The sequence below is a fragment of the Pokkaliibacter plantistimulans genome, from assembly GCF_003194385.1.
GTDB classification, from domain to species: Bacteria; Pseudomonadota; Gammaproteobacteria; order Pseudomonadales; family Balneatricaceae; genus Pokkaliibacter; species Pokkaliibacter plantistimulans.
In genome coordinates this window covers 21,240-40,678 of the sequence record NZ_LAPT01000037.1, presented here as the reverse complement: position 1 = coordinate 40,678, position 19,439 = coordinate 21,240, and the positions used below count along the sequence as shown (strand labels likewise).

Annotated in this window: 13 protein-coding genes; 2 read left to right on the top strand and 11 right to left on the bottom strand. The window is 59.3% G+C overall.

All coding sequences use genetic code 11. The annotated features are described in order from the left end of the window. Positions 1 to 52 precede the first annotated feature (52 nt). From WH50_RS09060 to rpmB, 4 genes are all read right to left on the bottom strand, one after another. On the bottom strand, positions 53 to 1,441 hold the full coding sequence (locus WH50_RS09060) for a sigma-54-dependent transcriptional regulator (protein ID WP_110187012.1): 1,389 nt from the start codon (positions 1,439 to 1,441) through the stop codon (positions 53 to 55). 11 nt (positions 1,442 to 1,452) lie between these two features. Continuing rightward, positions 1,453 to 2,892, bottom strand: a complete 1,440-nt coding sequence (locus WH50_RS09055) for a sensor histidine kinase (RefSeq protein ID WP_110187011.1) — start codon at positions 2,890 to 2,892, stop codon at positions 1,453 to 1,455. 267 nt (positions 2,893 to 3,159) lie between these two features. Further along, a complete protein-coding gene (rpmG, locus tag WH50_RS09050) occupies positions 3,160 to 3,327 on the bottom strand; it encodes a 50S ribosomal protein L33 (RefSeq protein ID WP_104155516.1) in 168 nt (55 codons plus the stop codon). A gap of 11 nt (positions 3,328 to 3,338) precedes the next feature. After that, positions 3,339 to 3,575, bottom strand: coding sequence for a 50S ribosomal protein L28 (gene rpmB, locus WH50_RS09045; protein WP_104155515.1), 237 nt, complete (start codon positions 3,573 to 3,575; stop codon positions 3,339 to 3,341). 624 nt (positions 3,576 to 4,199) lie between these two features. Here rpmB and WH50_RS09040 point away from each other — a divergent pair. Next, positions 4,200 to 5,876, top strand: coding sequence for an L-lactate permease (locus WH50_RS09040; protein WP_110187010.1), 1,677 nt, complete (start codon positions 4,200 to 4,202; stop codon positions 5,874 to 5,876). Positions 5,877 to 6,066: 190 nt separating this feature from the next. On the opposite strand, the gene WH50_RS09035 is transcribed toward WH50_RS09040, so the two are convergent. Continuing rightward, on the bottom strand, positions 6,067 to 6,720 hold the full coding sequence (locus WH50_RS09035) for a response regulator (RefSeq protein ID WP_110187009.1): 654 nt from the start codon (positions 6,718 to 6,720) through the stop codon (positions 6,067 to 6,069). After that, entirely contained in the window at positions 6,717 to 8,357 is a 1,641-nt protein-coding gene (locus WH50_RS09030; protein WP_165838365.1) for a PAS domain-containing sensor histidine kinase, read from the bottom strand. Before WH50_RS09030 ends, WH50_RS09035 begins: the two co-directional genes overlap by 4 nt. Before the next feature lie 284 nt (positions 8,358 to 8,641). Here WH50_RS09030 and WH50_RS09025 point away from each other — a divergent pair, with 284 nt between their 5' ends. Then, complete coding sequence (locus WH50_RS09025) at positions 8,642 to 12,235, top strand: EAL domain-containing protein (protein WP_110187007.1); 3,594 nt, start codon at positions 8,642 to 8,644, stop codon at positions 12,233 to 12,235. 68 nt (positions 12,236 to 12,303) lie between these two features. Here WH50_RS09025 and WH50_RS09020 read toward each other — a convergent pair whose 3' ends face one another. The 5 genes from WH50_RS09020 to xylF all read right to left on the bottom strand — a co-directional run bounded on the left by WH50_RS09020 (position 12,304) and on the right by xylF (position 19,254). Continuing rightward, positions 12,304 to 13,896: a methyl-accepting chemotaxis protein gene (locus WH50_RS09020; protein ID WP_110187006.1), complete on the bottom strand. Its 1,593-nt coding sequence runs from the start codon at positions 13,894 to 13,896 to the stop codon at positions 12,304 to 12,306. A 230-nt stretch (positions 13,897 to 14,126) separates the two neighbouring features. Further along, positions 14,127 to 15,332 (bottom strand): XylR family transcriptional regulator, encoded by a 1,206-nt coding sequence (locus tag WH50_RS09015; protein WP_279305914.1) that lies wholly within the window; start codon positions 15,330 to 15,332, stop codon positions 14,127 to 14,129. 98 nt (positions 15,333 to 15,430) lie between these two features. Beyond that, positions 15,431 to 16,630 carry a sugar ABC transporter permease gene (locus WH50_RS09010; RefSeq protein ID WP_279305913.1) on the bottom strand — a complete coding sequence of 400 codons (1,200 nt, stop codon included), beginning with the start codon at positions 16,628 to 16,630 and terminating at the stop codon, positions 15,431 to 15,433. Then, the gene (locus WH50_RS09005; protein ID WP_110187005.1) at positions 16,620 to 18,149 is read right to left on the bottom strand and encodes a xylose ABC transporter ATP-binding protein; all 1,530 of its coding nucleotides are present in this window, start codon (positions 18,147 to 18,149) and stop codon (positions 16,620 to 16,622) included. Before WH50_RS09005 ends, WH50_RS09010 begins: the two co-directional genes overlap by 11 nt. Positions 18,150 to 18,237: 88 nt before the next feature. After that, positions 18,238 to 19,254: a D-xylose ABC transporter substrate-binding protein gene (gene xylF / locus WH50_RS09000; RefSeq protein WP_110187004.1), complete on the bottom strand. Its 1,017-nt coding sequence runs from the start codon at positions 19,252 to 19,254 to the stop codon at positions 18,238 to 18,240. Positions 19,255 to 19,439: the final 185 nt, after the last annotated feature.

The window sequence follows — 19,439 nt, the reverse complement described above, 5'->3', positions numbered from 1 at the left end:
CCTCGATAACGTTTTTCAACGACCTGATAAGCGCCGACCGGATCCACTCGCATCAGATCTTGATGTGGTATTTCTGCAGACGATAGCGCAGGGTTTCGCGCGTGGTCCCCAGGGCTCTGGCCGTGGCCACCACATTATTGCCATGCCGAGTCAGTGCCGTTTCGATGATGTGCTTCTCCATTTCATCCAGCGCCATACTGCCATCCAGCGGCAGCACCAGGGCATCTCCCTGAACCTCTGCCTTCATCACCGGCACTGGCTCTGCTTCATGGCTTTTGCCGAGCTGCAGCCACTCCAGCGGAAAACGCTCATCTTCGGCCAGCAGCACGCATCGTTCCACGACATTGCGCAACTCACGCACGTTGCCCGGCCAGTGATGCTGACGCAGTCGTTGCCAGACCTCGGGCGGTATATGCCGCACCCGGCGATTCGCCTTGAGATTGAACTCATGCACCAGCGGCCAGACCAGATCCTGAATATCGTCCAGACGTTCCCGCAATGCAGGCAGCTCCAGCTGAAAGACACTCAGGCGATGATACAAGTCTTCGCGGAAGGAGCCCTGCTCAACCCGCTGCTGCAGATTGCGATGGGTGGCCGCAATGATCTGCACATCCACCTGAATTTCCTGCTCGCCGCCCAAACGCCGAATGCGCTTGTCTTCGATGGCCTTCAGCAGTTTGGCCTGCAGCTCGATGTCCATCTCGCCCAGTTCATCGAGGAACAACGTGCCACCACTGGCCTGCTCCAGCAGACCACGGCGACGCCCCTTGGCACCGGTAAAAGCACCGGCTTCATGGCCGAACAATTCAGATTCCAGCAGCTCCTTGGGCAACGCCGCACAGTTGATCTCTACCATCGGCCCGTCACGATGCAAGCCACCCTGATGCAGAATACGTGCAACCAGCCCCTTGCCTGTCCCGGTCTCACCGGTAATGGCCAGCGCACTGAACGGCACGGTCAGTAATCGCTGCAGCAACGCCCGCACCCGCTCAGCAGCCTCACTGCGACCGACGAAGGCATCCACCCCCTGCCCAACGCTACTGCTCATCAGCTCCACCCGTCGCTGCGCACGGGCGCTGCGGGCAGCCCCCTGCACCACCAGATCCAGACGCCCCAGATCACAGGGTTTTTCCAGGAAATCGAAGGCCCCCAGCCTCAACGCCTGCACCGAGTCAGGAATCGAGCCGTAGCCCGTCAGGAAGATCCACTCCTGCGGCCGCTGCGCTTTGCGCACCTCTTCCAGCAGGCTCAGGGCGTTACCATCGCCAAGGCTCATATCAGACAGCACTACCAGCGGATCCAGCTGTTGCTCAAGCAACCAATGACGCGCCTCAGCCAGACTGGAGCACAAACACACTTCCCAGTCCTGACGCTGAAAATGGCGACGCAGCTCGGCGCCCAGCAACGATTCATCTTCGAGGATCAGTATGGTATCGGCCATCTAGGTCTCCTTTAGCCTGCCTGCTCGCGGTAATCTCCGGCCTCACCGACACGAAAGCGCAGCGACACCAGAGCCCCGCCTTCTGCCCGGTTCGCGACCTGCAACTCGCCGCCCATGTCCTGCATAAAACGCCGGACCATCGCCAGCCCCAGACCGGTCCCGCCTTCGCGGAAGCTGACAAAGGTACGAATCCCCCCGCTCAACAGTGCAGCGGGGAAGCCAGGGCCGTCGTCGGCCACCGTCAGCGTCACGTGATCGGCATCTTCGGTGGCGTCGAGCACGATCTGCCCTACCTGATGATCCAGGCTCTGCGCCGCGTTCAGAATCAGGTTGAGAATGGCCTGATGCAACCGACCCTCGGCCAGCTGCACACGGATATGCTCGGGAATGTTGTTATGGATATGGACGTGTTCAGGAATCTGGTAGCGCACCAGTGCGACAATTTCTTCGATACTGCGATGTAACTGACAGCGACACAGCGGCTCCGGCTGCTGTCGCGTCTGCGCCAGCAGCGTATTGAGCTGCTTTGACATCCGATCCAGTGCGCCGATGGCCAGGGTCAGGCGCTCAGTCTGATCCCCTTCGTCCAGCTCGGCACGCAGGTTGGAGAGGGTCAGGGAAATGCCCGCCAGCGGGTTACGCAACTCATGCGCCAGACTGGCCCCCAGTTCACCCACTGCTGCCAGGCGCTCTGCCGTGGCCAGTTCACGCTGATGCAGCAGCAACGTCCGGCTGGCCTGCTCCACTTCATTCTGCAGCAGCTGATTGCGGCTGATATGTTCCTGCTCCAGCTCTGCAAGGCGCGCTACCATGGTGTTGTAGTGCCGGAACAGTGTCTGCAGCAGCGGGTCCACATCTTCGGTGGACATAGGCCGGTAACCTTCATCGGTTAGCGCCGTCATCAGCAGACCCAGCTGTTCAAGAGGCTGCCAGATGCGTTTACGCATCAGGAACAGCAGCCCGATACCCAGCGAAGGGAACAGCCCCAGCGCGAGGGCAGACAACCAGGCCTCCTGCCATGCTGACGCCCGCACATGCCGCAGCAGATTCTGGTGGGCGGCATGCTCTTCATCAGACAGGGTAAACAGCAGCTCCTGCAACTGCTGCAGCCGCTGGTGGTCATTGAGATCGGCGTTGTTCAGCACCTGCCGCACATTGCGCAGATGATCGTTGGAGTCGAGATCGATAAAGCCGTTCATGTCATACAGACGTTTGACGTCCGCCTGCAACAGCCCCCAGGGCAGCGGGCTGACTTCAGCCAGCACCAGACGCTGCAAATGCTGCTCAGTGGTCTGCAGCTGCACCAGCACTTCCAGGTGATCTTCGACGGGTTGGAGATTTTCCAGTGTGCGCCAGGACTTGGCCAGCAATAGCCCCAGAGCCAATAACAACAGTACCGTGACCAGCAGCACTGGCCACAATACTGAGCGAAGAAAGACAGAACGCAGCATCTCATGCCTCGGCTTTGACAAAGGAACACCGGCCAGACGGACGACCGACGGCGTGTTGCAGACAGATGAGGGCACCAGCACCCGGCATGGGAGAAGCGCTGGCTGGGTAGCTCGTCTGACAATAAGGCAGACGCGAAATATTCTAGCCGCTTTTTAGCGGCAACGCGTTGTCAAATACGGGAAGGGTAAACGAAAAGAAGGAGCACAAATAAAAACAGCCGCCCTGAGGCAGCTGTCTTTACGAATCCAATCAGAAGAAGCCAGAGCTTACTTGATTTTGGCTTCTTTGTAGTTCACATGCTGACGAACAACGGGATCAAACTTTTTGATCTCCATTTTCTCAGGCATGGTGCGCTTGTTCTTGGTAGTGGTATAGAAGTGACCAGTACCAGCGCTTGAAACGAGCTTGATCTTCTCACGAACACCTTTAGCCATGATCTATCCCCTTACACTTTCTCGCCGCGAGCGCGGATTTCGGTCAGAACTGCATCGATACCTTTCTTATCGATGACACGCATACCTTTAGAAGATACACGCAGGCGTACAAAACGCTGTTCGCTTTCTACCCAGAAACGATGGTAGTGCAGGTTAGGCATGAAGCGACGCTTGGTCTTGATGTTAGAGTGAGAAACGTGGTTACCAACAGCTGGACGCTTACCGGTAACTTGGCAAACTTTAGACATTATCTATACCTTAATTTGCTTGTTGTCCAAACATTATCGGCTGCTACCGAGTCCCTTGCGGGTCAACCCAGGCCCAGCCTCAGGCGGAGCACCCCAACCATTCAGGGGCAAAATCCCGTACCACAGGTACAAGCGGGCGGCATTATACCCCTCACCCCTGCCAATAGCAAGAAAACTGCTCACTTTTTACTCGCCCAGCGTGTTTCTGAGCCATCTCAACCCCAATCAAAACACCCCTGCGTCCGTGCTAAGTAACGTGCTGACGAGCACCGAATTCATGTCAAATATTGGTAATACCAATAATTTAAAATAGTGATTCTTATCTATAAAAAGCCTAAAAACGCCATTTATTGGTCTTACCATTTTACAAAATTCAACCTTTGTCTATTTAACAAGCAGTTTGACTTTGCGTATGGTGCTGCTCATACGCGAACCATTGAGGCCGGAGTGGCTTTCCAGCCGTCACTGCCGCAGAGGCTCGTCGTGGATACTCCCTGTCATAGGTCTGCACACTTTTGACAGTTCAATAAAAATAAACCGCCTGGCGCAATGACTGCCTTTCGTTGCCGACAACGTTGCTCCGTGATGCAACGGCAGCCTTACCAGGCACAACAGGAAAAGACTATGCAACCATCCATCCAAGCACTCTTGGCGGTGTTGCCCATCGCCACTGCAGGCTTTCTGCTGGTGGGCCTGAACTGGCCAGCACGACGCGCTATGCCTCTCGTTTTTTTGCTAACGGCTGCCATCGCCTGGCTGGGCTGGGACATGACTCCCCTGCGTATTGCGGCCTCCAGCCTGCAGGGTCTGGTCGTGACGGCCTCGGTTCTGTGGATCATCTTTGGCGCCATTCTGCTGCTGAAAGCGCTGCAGTACTCCGGCGCCATCCGTACCATTCGCTCCGGCTTTGCTGATGTCAGCCCTGACCGCCGGGTACAGGCCATCATCATCGCCTGGCTGTTTGGCTGCTTTATCGAAGGAGCCAGTGGTTTCGGTACACCTGCAGCCATCGCCGCTCCCTTGCTGGTAGCGCTGGGCTTCCCCGCACTGGCAGCAGTCATGATCGGCATGATGATCCAGAGTACGCCGGTTTCCTTTGGTGCGGTCGGTACCCCGATCGTCATTGGCGTCACCGCGGGCCTGAAGAACGACAGCATCGAGCAGCAGTTGCTGGCGGATGGCAGCAGCTGGGCGCAGTTCCTGCAACAGATCACTGACCATGTGGCTATCCTCCATGGCGTGGTCGGCACCCTGATGCCGCTGTTGATGGTGGTGATGATGACCCGTTTCTTCGGTGCCAACCGCAGCTGGAAAGAAGGGCTGGAAATCCTGCCATTCGCCCTGTTTGCCGGACTGTCCTTCACCGTGCCCTACATGCTGACCGGGCTGTTTCTTGGCCCTGAATTCCCCAGCATTATCGGAGCCCTGGTCGGTATGGCCATCGTTGTACCCGCCGCCAAACGCGGCTTCCTGCAACCCAAAACGACATGGGACTTCCCGCCACGCAGCGAATGGCTGGCAGACTGGAGCAGCAAACTGAGCAACGGCAATGGCAACGGACACCATGATGACAGTCATCTGGCGGGCATGAGCCTGTTACGTGCCTGGACGCCCTACCTGCTGGTGGCGCTGCTGCTGGTGCTGACCCGTATTCCTGCTCTGGAACTCGGAGCACTGACCAAAAGCCTGAGTTTTGGCTGGAAAAACATTCTTGACCAGCAGGGCATCAGCGCCAGTATCGAGCCACTTTATCTGCCCGGCGGACTGATGGTGATTGTCGTCGCCATCACCTTCTTCCTGCATCGGATGCAGAGCGCCGCACTGGCCCGCGCCACCCGTGAAGCCAGCCGTGTATTGCTGGGAGCGGGTTTTGTACTGGTCTTCACCATTCCGATGGTGCGTATCATGATCAACTCCGGCGTCAACGGCATGCAGCTGGCCAGTATGCCCATTGCGCTGGCCCACTATGTGGCCGACTCGGTGGGTAATATCTATCCCTTCTTTGATGCCTGGATCGGCGCACTCGGTGCCTTTATCGCCGGCAGTAACACCGTATCCAACATGATGCTGTCGCAGTTCCAGTACGGTGTGGCCGAGTCACTCAGCTTGTCTGCGGTGGTGATGGTTGCCATGCAGGCGGTGGGCGCGGCGGCCGGGAATATGATCGCCATCCACAACGTGGTCGCCGCTTCGGCCACGGTCGGTCTGCTCGGTCAGGAAGGACAGACTCTGCGTCGTACCATCCTGCCGACCCTGTACTACCTGATTGCTACCGGTCTGCTGGGCATGCTGATGCTCTAGGAGCCCAGCGCAGACGCTGTTCCTGAATAACGCAAAGCCCCGCGGTGCATGGCACCGCGGGGCTTTGCTTTTGTGTCCGGTCATTCGGCAACGCGACTCAGCGCACTCTTTGCAGCGATCTCAGTTTCTTTAGATAGAAAGTGCGCTGCCAGAACCGGTTCGCAAAATCGTGCACACGGCCAGTCAATGATCAGATACTGACCAGCCCCTGACGGATGGCATAGATCACCAGATTAGGGATGTCCTTGATATTCAGCCGCTCCATCATCTGCAGACGATGCGCCTCGACCGTCTTGGGGCTGATCCCCAGCCTCCAGGCGATTTCCTTGGTACTCAGTCCCTGTGCGATAAAGATCAGGATTTCCTGCTGGCGCGGCGTCAGTGACGGCGGAATGGTCTCACTACCATTGCCATATAGGGGTTGCAGCACCTCTTCCGTTACCCCTGCACTCAGGTAGAGATCACCGTTGACCACCTTCTGCAGCGCCAGCTCCAGCTCGACACTGGCCGCCTCTTTGGGCAGATAACCGCGGGCACCGGCACGAATGGCACCGACGACAAAGTCCCGCGAGGTATACATGGACAGAATGATGACCCAGGGCCTGCCGATAATGCGCTCACTTTCCAGCGACTTCAGGACATCCAGCCCACTACCGTCCTTTAATGCCAGATCCAGCAGCAGAATGTCGGGCTGGTGCAACGCCAGTAGCTGGCGAGCTTCGGCCACCGAGCTGCCCTCGGCCCTGACAGTAAAACCCGGTAATTCTTCGATCAGTACCCGGATGCCCGCCCTGACCAGCGCATGGTCATCAATCAGCACGATGGAATAATCGCCACTACTCATACTGCCCCCTTATGCATGGGGAGAGTGACGTGCAGACGGGTACCCAGCCCGGGGCTGGTGACAATTTGCAGTTCGCCGCCCAGCAAAGCCGCTCGTTCGGACATGCTGATCAGGCCCAGTCCGGCCTGGTGGTGAGGGCTGGCGTGGCCCTGGAGGTTGGAATTGTTGTTCGCGTTAATATCAAAACCTCTGCCATCGTCTTCAATATCAAGAGAAATATGATTGCCCCGGTGTTGCAGGCGCACCTCCACCACCTGGGCCTGTGCATGCTTGATGATGTTATTTAATGCCTCCTGCACGATGCGGAACAGGGCCACCTGAATGTGATCCGACAGCCCCAGCAGCGTGGCAGCCACATACAGACTGGAGCGCTCAGGTAACTGGCCGCGCAGGCGGTCCATGTGCCACTGCAGGGCAGCCTGCAAGCCCAGCGTATCCAGCTGCGGGGGGCGCAGCATCAGTGACATGTCGCGGATCTGCTGCACACAGCGGTCGGCAATATCTACCAGCTGCGGCCAGTCGACCGGCTTGTCCTGACGGCGAGAGGCCATCTGTAAGTGGATCTTCAGGGCCGTCAGGTTCTGCCCCACTTCGTCATGCAGCTCACGCGACATGGCCTTGCGTTCCTGCTCCTGAATTTCCAGCATTTTGCCGGACAGATACTTGAGCCGGTGATTGGCATCCGTCAGCCGGGTACGGAGCGCCTTGGCCTCGCTGATATCACGGACAATCATCTGAATGGCGGGTTTGCCGTCCACCAGCGTCGGTGTACTGGCGATCTCGGCATCAAACTCAGTGCCGTCCAGTCGCCGCAACCGGCGTTCCATATAGCAGCCGTCATTGGGCAGTACCTGCTCCACCGGCACGGACTGCTCACGGATAAAGGTCCACAGTGGCAGGCCCATCACCGTTGCGCTACTGCGACCACAGAGAATCTGCTGTGCAGCAGGATTGGCAAACAGAATGTAATCATGCTGCTGGATCAGCACCCCATCAGGCAGGTAGTCAATCAGTTGCCGGTAGCGCCGCTCGCGCTCCTGAATGGCTTCCCGTGCCTGCTGAAAGGCGGTCATATCCTGCACGATGCGCAGAGTACTGGGCGTTTCCTGCAGTTGCAATGGCACTTCCCACAGGCGGATGGGCACATCGCGCCGGGCCAGCGCCAGCACCCGCAGGCTATCGGGCTGGTTCTCGTCACCTGTCAGGCGCTCGCCCAGCAGTTGTTGCCCGGACAGGCAGGCAAACTGATCTACGTCTACTTCATACAAGGTCAACGCCGCCTTATTGACGGCCAGTAGCCGCTCCTGCTGCTGCAGCCACATAGGCAGTGGATGGCTATAGAACAGCTGCAGCAGCTCACGCTGCCCCTGCAGGATCTTGTCCAGACACTGGGCCAGCCGCGTCATCCCCAGATACAGCAGCGCAGTCAGGGTCAGCCCGGCCAGCACCACAAACAAGCTGTGCTGTGCGGTCGACAGGGCATCCGGCAGCAGCCATTCCTGTACCAGTAACAGCAGGATCAGCAGCCCACCGCCAAGCCAGGGCAGCCAGCGCACCCCGCAACGACTGCGTCGCACATAATGCAACTGACGCTGCAGCAGCATTTCTAGCTTATCTGATGGTTCTCGGTAGGGCATGGAAGCCTCGTTTTTGCGCCCCCAACACGAAAAGGGCAACCTGGGGAATGACATCCTGTGACCGATGTCCTGAGCAGCCTCCCTTCCAGTACTCGCCTGTCCTGTTTCTGCAGGCAAACAGCCCATAAACATATAGATTCGTCACGACAAAACTATCCGCGTAACGCTGACGCTTTATAAGGAATTTCCTTAATCCTTACGGGGCAATCGCTTATCGTGTAGCACCTTGTTTATCGTCATCATACGGAGTTATTTTTTGGGCGGCGCGACCGGTTGGAGCTACCTTGCACACCACTGACAACTTCCCCTCTCTGCAGGCCTGCATAGAGCATCAACTGACACAACAGCAACCGGCCAGCCAATCCCGCGTCCTTCTCAGCCTGAATATCGCTCTGGTCGCCGTCGGCATGCTCCTGCTGTACCTGCTGCACAGCCCGCTGCCGCCGGTAACGCGCCTGTTTTCAGCCAGCCTTATTGTAATGTCACCGCTGCTGCCACGCCGCTGGTTTGTGCTGGCCCTGACGTTATTGCTGGTCAGCGTGCTGCTGCCGCAGACCAGTATTGAGGCGTTCAACGCGACCGTAATGCTGACCATTCTGCTAGGCGTCAGCCGCTATCTGCACGGGCTGCTGCAGCAACGCTATATGGCCAGCCAGCTTGATGACTGGCGCAACCATGGCCAGCCCCTGCTGCAGACACTGATGCAGTCCCATCGCGGTGACGTCAAACTACTGGATGAAGAAGGACGGCTGCATTTTGTCGACACCGTCAGTCTGCAACGGCTGGGCGCCAGTCATCAACAGGAGGTACTGGGGCGCCCCTGGTGGTCATTCTGGCCAGACAGCTGGCAGGCTACTATTCAGCAGTATCTGCAGCAGGCCGGCCCGACGCCGACCCGTATCCAGGCTCAGCGCAGCGATGCACAGGGTGTGATGCAACAGTGGCATGGCTGGATCATGCGCCTCCGCTTCAGCCACCGTCACTGGTATCTGGTGGTCACCGACAAACTGGCGCCACTGGCCTGTGATCATCTGGACAACCCGCCCTGCCTGGCATTTGACGAATTGCAGGAAGGCATTCTGCTACTTGGCGCTGACGGCACGGTGGTACGCAGCAATGCGGCGGCCAATGCCCTGTTCGCTCAGCCTGCAGCACTGACGCAATACAGTCTGTGGCAGCTGCTGCCCGATCTGCTTGCTCATCCGGAGTACAGTACCCTGCTGCATTGCCTGCAGCAGGGGCAGGGCAATTGCCAGCTGCAGCTGAACAGCCAGCAGGCCAGACTGCAGCTGCGTCTCTGTACCGACGGCCCACACCGCCGCCTGTATCTGCTGCCATGGAATGACAGCCAGGCCCTGCAGCAGCAACTGCAGTGCAGCGAGCAGCGTCTGTCACGGCTGGAACAGGCCTGTCGGGCCGGGACCTGGCAGCTGGATGCTCAGGGCCTGCTTACCCTGTCGGCCCATGCCGTCCAGCTGCTTGGTTGTCGCCAGCAGCAGGGCGACGTCAAGCAGATGCTGGCAGCGGTCGCCGAAGCCGACCGCCTGCCGCTGCTCAGCACCCTGCGCGATGCGCTTAACGGCCAGACAGGGCAGTTTGACTGCCGCTTCCGCCTGCAACGCCAGCAGGGCGAAGACGTCGTCATTATCCTGCGCGGCTGGAGCAACAAAAGCACCAACCAGCGCTGTGTCGAAGGCACATTGCACTGTGCCACCCCTACAGCGGTCACTCCGCAGCCTCCCTCTCAGCTGGCACAGCAGATTCTGGAGGTGCTGGATGAACAGCTCTGCCTGCTCGACTGCCGCGGCAATGTGGTCCTCACCAACAACCGCTGGGACGAAACCTCCCTGCTCTTCCCCACCACCAGCCACTGGCAGGGGCTCAATCTCCTCACCCTTTGCGAACAGGCGGGTAACGAAGGTGACAAAGCAACACGTGATCTGGCCGCCGGTATGCGTGCCGTCATGTCGGGGCGTATCCCTTATTACCTGCACAAGCAGCAGTCACAGCTCAACGGCAACAGCTACTGGCACTGGGCCAAGGTCACAGCGCTGACATGGCAGCAGGAGCGTTACCTGCTGCTGGCGCTGGAAGACTTTACCGAGCTGCAGACCATTCTCGACGCCCATCAGAAAAGTGAATGGCGCTTCCGTCAGGTGGTGGAGAAAGTCGCCCGCGCATTCTGGATTTTCGATGTCGACAGCCAGCGTTTCGACTACTACAGCCCGGCCTTCCAGCAACTGATGGGCATCCACCAGCATCATCCGGAAGCCCATACCAAGGTCTGGAACCAATGGCTGCATCCGCAGGACAAAGCCTACGTGATGCAGCAGCTACAGCAGCTGTTCAGCGGTCAGGCACAGGGCGACAACCCGCAGGAAGTGGTACTGGAGTACCGCCTGCTGACGGCCGAACAGGAAGTGCGCTGGCTGCATGCCCGCCATTATCTGGTGGAAAAGGACAGAGGTCAGGATGCCGCACCGCTGGAAGAGCACAGCAGCGGCCTGCAGGTCGTCGCCGTGATCGAGGACATCACCGAAAGCCGGCGCCAGCAGGAAAGTGTGCGCAAACTGTCGTACTTCGACCATCTGACCGGCCTCAGTAACCGCACCAGCTTCCACAGCCAGTTGCAGCAGTATGTCAGCCAGCAGCAACAGCCTTTCTACCTGTTCCAGCTCGGCCTCGACCGGTTCAAGAAAATTAACGACAGCCTCGGCCACGAATGCGGTGATCAGCTGCTGTATCAGCTGGCCCAGCGGCTGCAGCTGACCCTGGGCAAGGATGCGCCACTGGCGCGACTGGGGGGCGATGAGTTCGCCTTTATCCTGCGCCCGGAACAGGTCGGCAACGATCTCAGCCTCTATGCCAGCACCCTGCTCAACTATGTCAGCACCCCCTGCACCATCGACGGCAACGAGGTGTTCATCACGGCCAGTCTGGGCGTGGTGTACTTCCCTGATGACGGCAGCAGTTCCACCCAGCTGCTCAGCAATGTCGATCTGGCCATGCAGCTGGCCAAGGAACAGGGCAACGGCCGTCTGTTCCGTTATGAATCGGCGCTGGACAACAAGGCCCAGCTGCTGGCCAGTATCCGCTTACAGGGCGAGCTGCGCCGGGCCCTGCGTCTGCGCGAGTTCACCCTGTTCTATCAGCCCAAGCAGGTGCTGGAAAACGGTGAGATCAGTGGTGTAGAAGCGCTGTTGCGCTGGCAGCACCCGGAACGCGGACTGGTGTCGCCCGCCGACTTTATACCCTTGCTGGAAGACAGCGGTCTGATCGTACAGGTGGGTTACTGGGCGCTGGAACAGGCCTGTCAGGATCTGGCCAAGATCGGTGCCGAACAGCACGGCGCGCTGACCGTGGCGGTCAACGTCTCCAGCCGACAGCTGCAGGATGAAGAGTTCGTCGGCTATATCGACCGGCTGCTGCAGCGCTATCCGCACGCACAGGGGCGGCTGGAGATCGAGATCACCGAGTCGGTCATGATGCGCCAGCCCATGGAAAACATTGCCGCCCTGCAGGCATTGCAACTGAAAGGGGTCAGTATCGCGCTGGATGACTTTGGCACCGGTTACTCCAGCCTCAGTTACCTCAAACAGCTGCCGGTCTCCACCCTGAAGATTGACCGTGGTTTTATTACCGATGTGCACGAGCAGGCCGACAGCCGCAAGATTGTCCGCGCCATCGTGCAGATGGGCCATGCCATGGAGCTGTCCATTGTGGCCGAAGGGGTGGAAGTCAACGAACAGGCACGCATTCTGCGCCATCTGGGCTGTGATCAGATTCAGGGATTCGGACTGGCACGGCCGATGCCGCTGCTAAGCCTGACCCAGTGGCTGGACAACTATCAGCCGGTAGCAGTCAGCCCCGACCTGTAGTGAAAAAGCCACTGCATCGTGCGGGGAAGGTGCGATGCAGTGGTCACACATCCTACTGAAAAGCCTTACTAACCGTGCTGGCTGGACTTCAGCCAGAACTGCTGGGCCAGCTGATGCAGCGCACTGCTCAGCCCAGCCACATAGTTGGCATTGCAGCGATTACTCTCGCTGCTGCTGACATTACTGTCGGCCGCGGCACGCATGTTCAGAATGCTGCGGTTAATATCCTCACTGACAATGCCCTGCTGCTCGACAGCGGTGGCGATCTGCAGATTCATGGCGGAAATCTCGCTCATGCCCTGCCCGATACTCGACAACGCCGCCGCTGCTTCCTGCGCCATGCTGACGGACGCACTGGCCTGCTCACCACTGCGACTCATGGCCAGCACTGCCTGCTGTGCCCCCTGCTGCAGTGAGCCGATCATCTGCTGAATTTCTTCGGTCGATTGCTGGGTACGGTAGGCCAGGGCACGCACTTCATCGGCTACCACCGAGAAACCACGGCCATGCTCACCGGCCCGCGCGGCTTCAATAGCAGCATTCAGCGCCAGCAGATTGGTCTGCTCAGCAATGCCACGGATCACTTCCAGCACTCTGGAGATCTGCTGGCTATGGCTATCCAGTTCCTGCACCACACCGGCGGCCCGTGCAATCTCGCCACACAGCGAGCCGATGGCTTCGCTGGTGGTACTGACCAGTTGCTGGCCACGGCGGGTATCCACATCAATCTGACTGGCCGCCACCGAAGCGCTCTGGGCATTGCCTGCCACCTGCTGAATGCTGACTGACATCTCCGTGACGGCAGTGGCGACCTGATCCGCTTCGCCCTGCTGGCTTAGAGTCACGGTTTTGCAGTGATCAATCTGCTCCACCAGACTGTCGGTGCAGCCCCCCAGCCGCTGCGCGGCATCACCAATGCGACCGATCACGCCACCGGTCTCGGCCTGCAACATGCGCATGGCAAACTCGATGCTGCCCCATTCATCGGCGCGGCCAGTGTAGAGCAGCTGGCTCAGCGGGTTGTCAGCCACCTTGCGGGCACGCTGCAGCAGGGTGGTCAGTGGTGCCAGCTGCCACAGCACGACGCCGCTCACCAGCAGCGCCAGCGTCACGGCCAGTGCCAGACTGCCGGGCAGCGCCGTATGCAGCCAGCCGACCGCGGCACCGGCCGCTGCCAGTAACAGCACCCAGATCAGCAGACAGAGACGTGTTGCGACCCCAAGCCTGGGCAACCGCCAGACCAGCGGTGTATGCCCGGCACGCAGCCGGGCATACAGGGCTTCGGCCTGATCGACCTGATGGTTGCTGGGTCGGGTCCGCACCGACTGATACTCGGTGATCTTGCCGTCACGGGTGATAGGTGTGACATAGGCACTGACCCAGTAGTGGTCGCCGTTCTTACAGCGGTTCTTGACCAGCCCCATCCACGAATTGCCTGCCTGCAGCGTCGCCCACATATGCCTGAAGGCCGCCGGGGGCATGTCCGGGTGACGCACCATATTGTGCGGCTGCCCCAGCAGCTCCTCCTCAGTGAAACCACTAATGGCGATGAAGTCCTGATTGACGTAGGTGATACGGCTCTGACTGTCGGTAGTCGACAGGATATTGGCGTTGGCCGGCAGCTCCAGCTGACGGCCAGTGACTGGCTGGTTGTTACGCATGGTGATGACCCCGTTCGCTCATTCTTCGCTGGTCAGCACGGCTTACGGCCCGCTGATCAGACAAGTCACAATATGACTTTCGTGACTATGAATTATAAAGAATGGATAAAAAGGGTGGTGCCAGCACCAGACTATATGCTGACACCCTAATATGAGCTGAAATTCGACACACCAGAGGACATACGGGCTGCGACTGACTGACTACTCACTATTCAACCAAAGTAGAAGCACTACTCCACCACCGGCCGGTGCAGGGTACGGTAATCCCGTGGGGTCGATTCCAGATGCTTGCGGAACACCGAGTAGAGGTAGTGAATCGAGGGGTAACCACACAGACCGGCGATTTCGGCAATCGGCAGGTCCGTCGCCGCCAGCAGATGCTGCGCCTGATGCAGTTTGGCAAAGTGAATCTCGTTGTGTACCGACTGGCCACGCTCATCGCGGAAGCGTTTCTCCAGATTGGAGCGGGACACACCGACGTAATCCAGCACCTGCTCCACCTTGATCCCTTTGCAGGCATTAAGACGGATATAGTGCATGGCCTGAATCACATAAGGGTCTTTCAGCGCCTTGAAATCCGTCGACTGACGCTCGAAGACGGCAGTGGGCGCGATCAGTTTGCGCACCCTGCCGGGGTGGCGGCCACGCAGGGCACCGTGCAGCAGCTTGGCCGCCTGATAACCCATGGCCCTGCAGCCCTGTCCCACCGAACTGAGCGGCACCCGGGTGAGATAGCGGGTCAGGTCTTCGTTGTCGATACCCACCACCGCCAGCCGGTCAGGCACCAGAATATTCAGATGCTCGCACACCTGCAGAATATGCCGGGCGCGGGCATCGGTGACGGCGATGATGCCGACCGGTGCCGGCAGCTGCTGCAACCAGTCGGCCAGACGGTTCATGTCGTACTGCCAGGTTTCCGGGTTGGTTTCCTGCCCCCGATAGACCGCGCCCTGATAGCCATCACTGGCCAGTACATGCACAAAGGCCCGCTCTCGCTCATGAGCCCAGCGCTTCCATGAGTTCTCCGGCAGGCCATAAAAGGCAAAATGTTCCAGCCCTTTGCTCTTGAGGTGCTGGTAAGCCATCTGCACCAGAGCATAGTTGTCGGTCGCCACATAGGGCACCTCCGGATAATCGGCATCGTCCATGTAGGAGCCACCGACGCCGATCACCGGCACATGCAAATCCGCCAGCGCAGCAGCAATGGCCGGGTCGTCGAAATCGGCGATGATGCCATCGCCCATCCACTCCCGTACATGCTGGATGCGACAGAGAAAGTCCTCTTCCAGAAAGATGTCCCAGTCACACTGGGAGGCCTGCAGGTATTCACCGATTCCCTGAATGACCTGCCGGTCATAGACCTTGTTGGCATTGAACAGCAGGGTGATGCGGTACTTCTTCTCGAACATGCGCCGATCAATCTTGTTGTTATTCATGGCCTATAAGGGTAGCAGGCAGGGATTAAAGTGGAAGCGGGCAGCCAGCGGGCAAGCCGGCCACTCAGCGCAGGGACAACACCGTGTTCAGCACATGCTCACGCTCTTCTGCGCGTGGCGCTGTCCATCCAGACCGCCAGCAGCAGAATGGCGCCCTTGACGATGTACTGCCAGAAGGTCGGAACATCCATCATGCTCATGCCGTTGTCGAGGCTGGACATGATCAGCGCTCCCAGCACCGCCCGATAGATACTGCCGACACCACCTGCCAGGCTGGTGCCACCAATCACGCAGGCGGCGATGGCATCCAGCTCGGCAAAGTTACCCGCCGAGGGGGATCCGGCACCAAGGCGCGAGCAGAGAATCAGCGCGGCCACGCCCACCAGCACTCCGTTGAGGGCAAACACCGTCAGCTTGGTACGGGCCACATCGATACCCGACAGACGACTGGCATCGAGGTTGCCGCCGATGGCGTAGACATGCCGGCCAAACAGGGTCTTGCGGGCCACAAAGCCACCGGCCAGCATCAGCACAATCAGCAGCAACACCGGCGTGGGTACGCCCCGGTAGCTGTTGAGCAGCAGCACGCCTGCCAGCACCAGTAGCAGCACAGCGCCGACCTGCATCATCTCGCGGCTGATCGCAGGTGTCGGCAGCTGTAGCTGCTGCCGCAGGCCGCGCTGGTAGCGACGCCAGCCCAGTATCACCAGCGCCGCCACCGCCAGCACCGCGACACTGGCTGCATCCGGCAGATAACTCTGGCCAATCAGCCCCATGGTGTTGGAGGTGGGTGCCACGGTGGAGCCTTCGGTGATGCCGATAAGAATGCCGCGGAAGGCCAACATGCCCGCCAGCGTGACAATAAAGGACGGCACCTTGCGGTAGGCCACCCACCAGCCGTTCCACAGCCCCAGCAGCAAACCTGCCGCCAGCGTCAGCACAATGGTGAACGGCAGGGGCCAGCCAAACCAGACATCGAGAATGGCGGCGATGCCTCCCAGCAGGCCCATCATTGAGCCGACCGACAGATCGATTTCAGCACTGACGATGACGAACACCATACCGATGGCGAGAATGCCGGTGATGGCCGTCTGACGCAGCAGATTGGAGACATTGCGGGCACTCAGGTAACTGCCATCGGTGGTGATGCTGAACACCACGGCAATCAGCAGCAGCGCCAGTACCATCACCAGCAGCTGCAGATGGCGCTGCAGCAGGCTCCGCAGTGTGGGTCTCATGGTCGCTGCCGGCACAGCGGCAGACCCCAGATTCAGGGTGACGTGTGGTTTATCCAGCATGGCTGGCCTCCTCCTGTCGCAGGGCACAGCCCATGATCGCTTCCTGGGTCAGCCCGTCATTGGGCAGATCCCCCTTCAACTGACCGTTATGCATGACCAGCACCCGGTCACTGATACCCAGCACCTCGGGCAGTTCCGACGACACCATCAGAATGGCGATGCCTTGTCGCGCCAGCTCGTAGATCAGTTTGTAGATTTCATACTTGGCGCCGACGTCGATACCGCGGGTCGGTTCATCGAGAATCAGAATGCGTGGATGCAGCATCAGGCAGCGGGCCAGAATGGCCTTCTGCTGGTTACCGCCACTGAGCTGACTGATCGGCAGACTGGCCGCCGCCGTCTTGACCCGCAAACGGCGAATGCCGTCATTAATAGCGACGGTTTCGCTGGCCTCACACAGCAGACCGTGGCGGCGCAGGGTGGGCAATGCCGCCAGGGTGATGTTGTCGCCCACCCCGAGAATCGGCACGATGCCATGGCGCTTGCGGTCTTCCGGCACCATGACAATGCCCTGCGCCAGCGCCTGCCGGTTGTCCCTGAACTGCAGCGCCTGCCCCCTGAGACGCAGCGGACACTGATAACGCCCTTCATAACTGGCAAACAGGCATTCCATCAGCTCCGTACGGCCAGACCCTACCAGCCCGGCGATGCCGACAATCTCCCCTTCACGCACGCTGAAGCTGACGTTCTGCACCCGCTGCACACCGGGCCGCTGACGATCCCAGGCGGTGACCGGCCCCACTTCCAGCACCACGTCACCAATGGCGTGCGGCTCACGGGGGAACAGCTGGCGAATCTCCCGTCCCACCATCAGGGTGACGATATCGTCACTGCTGAGCTGTCGCGCCTCGCGGGTAGCGATGTGTACGCCATCACGAATCACGCAGATAAGATCCGAGATGGCCTTCACTTCGCTGAGCTTGTGGGAAATGAAGATGCAGCTGACGCCCTGTTGCCGCAGCTCACCGATCAGCCCCAGCAGCAGCTGGGCCTCGCGCTCCGTCAGTGGTGCGGTGGGTTCATCGAGAATCAGCAGCCGCGCTTCCTTACCCAGCGCCTTGGCGATTTCCACCAGCTGCTGCTGCCCGACGCCGAGATCAGCCACCAGCGTGTCGGGGTCGATATCCAGATGGACCCGCTGCAGCAGCTGGCAGGCCCGCTGATACATACGCGCCTCATTGAGCACACCGTGCTGATGAGGCTCACAGCCCAGAAACAGGTTGTCCTGAATGCTGAGCTGCTTCACCAGCGTCAGCTCCTGATGAATCATCACCACGCCCAGCGCTTCCATATCGCGAAGGCCACGGGCGCGGATCCGTTCACCGGCCAGCCAGATTTCTCCTTCATAGTCGCCACTCGGATAGACGCCACTGAGAATCTTCATCAGGGTCGACTTGCCCGAGCCGTTCTCGCCACAGAGCGACAGCACCTCCCCGGTCTGCAACTGCAGATCGATGCCATCCAGCGCCTTCACCTGACCAAAAGTCTTGTTGATACGGCGCATTTCCAGCAAAGCCATAGCACACCTCTTTTACCCAGCCGGTTGGATGTCATGGAACGCAGACCAACCCTTAAAGGGCGGTCTGTCTGTTACCTCAAAGCGCGGATTACTGGGCCAGAGCGGCCTGACTGACGAAACCATCAGCGACAACGGTCTGCTGCAGGTTGTGATTGTCGACCGCGATGGGATCAAGCAGGTAGGAAGGCACATCCTTGCTGCCGTTGTTGAGGGTGGCGTTGGACTCCGGCGCCTTGTCGTCCCCCAGCGCCACCGCCACCGTAGCGGCTTCGGTAGCCAGCTTGTTGATCGGCTTGTACACGGTCATGGTCTGGGTGCCCGCGATGATGCGCTTCAGCGCCGCCACATCGGCGTCCTGACCGGAGATCGCCACCTTGCCCGCCAGCCCCTGCGCCTGCAGGGCCTGAATCGCACCGCCGGCGGTGGAGTCATTGGAGGCGACAACCGCATCAATCTGGTTATGGTTGGCGGTCAGGGCGTTTTCCATGATTTTCAGCGCATTTTCTGCCAGCCAGGAATCCACCCACTGGTCACCCACCACGGTGATATCGCCACGATCAATGGCCGGCTTCAGCACCTTCATCTGTCCGTCGCGGAACATATGGGCATTGTTGTCCACCGGCGAACCGCCCATCAGGAAGTACTTACCCTTGGGTTGCTTGCTCAGTAATGCCTCGGCCTGAATCTCACCCACCTTTTCATTGTCGAACGACACATAGAAGTCGATATCGGCATTCTTGATCAGGCGGTCATAGGCCAGCACCTTGATACCTTCACTCTTGGCCTCGGCGATGACGTTGCTCAGCACTTCGCCGTTGTAGGGAATGATCACCAGCACATTGACGCCCTTGGAGATCATGTTCTCGATCTGCGCGATCTGCGTCTGCTCATTGCCGTTGGCAGACTGCACATCCACGCTGGCGCCGAGTTTCTCGGCCTGAGCGACAAAGAAGTCGCGGTCTTTCTGCCAGCGCTCCAGACGCAGGTCATCGATCGCCATGCCGATCTTCACTGCCGACCAGGCAGGCACCGACACACCGGCCAGCAGCACAGCGCAGGCAACCGCTTTGACAGAGGCTTTGAGGGTGGCCTTGATGGGTTTCATCGCATATTCCTCGTTCATGTAGTTATTTGCGGAATCTAGTTACTAGCGAAATCAGTCGTTACAGGCAGCAGCGGGTTGAGACTGCGCGTCTGCCGCATTGTGGAATCTGGTTTTTCCCCGACACCGTCAGTGTCTGCCAGAGCCGGACCACAACCTGCCATCCCCCTTGCAGCGCCCACGGGCAG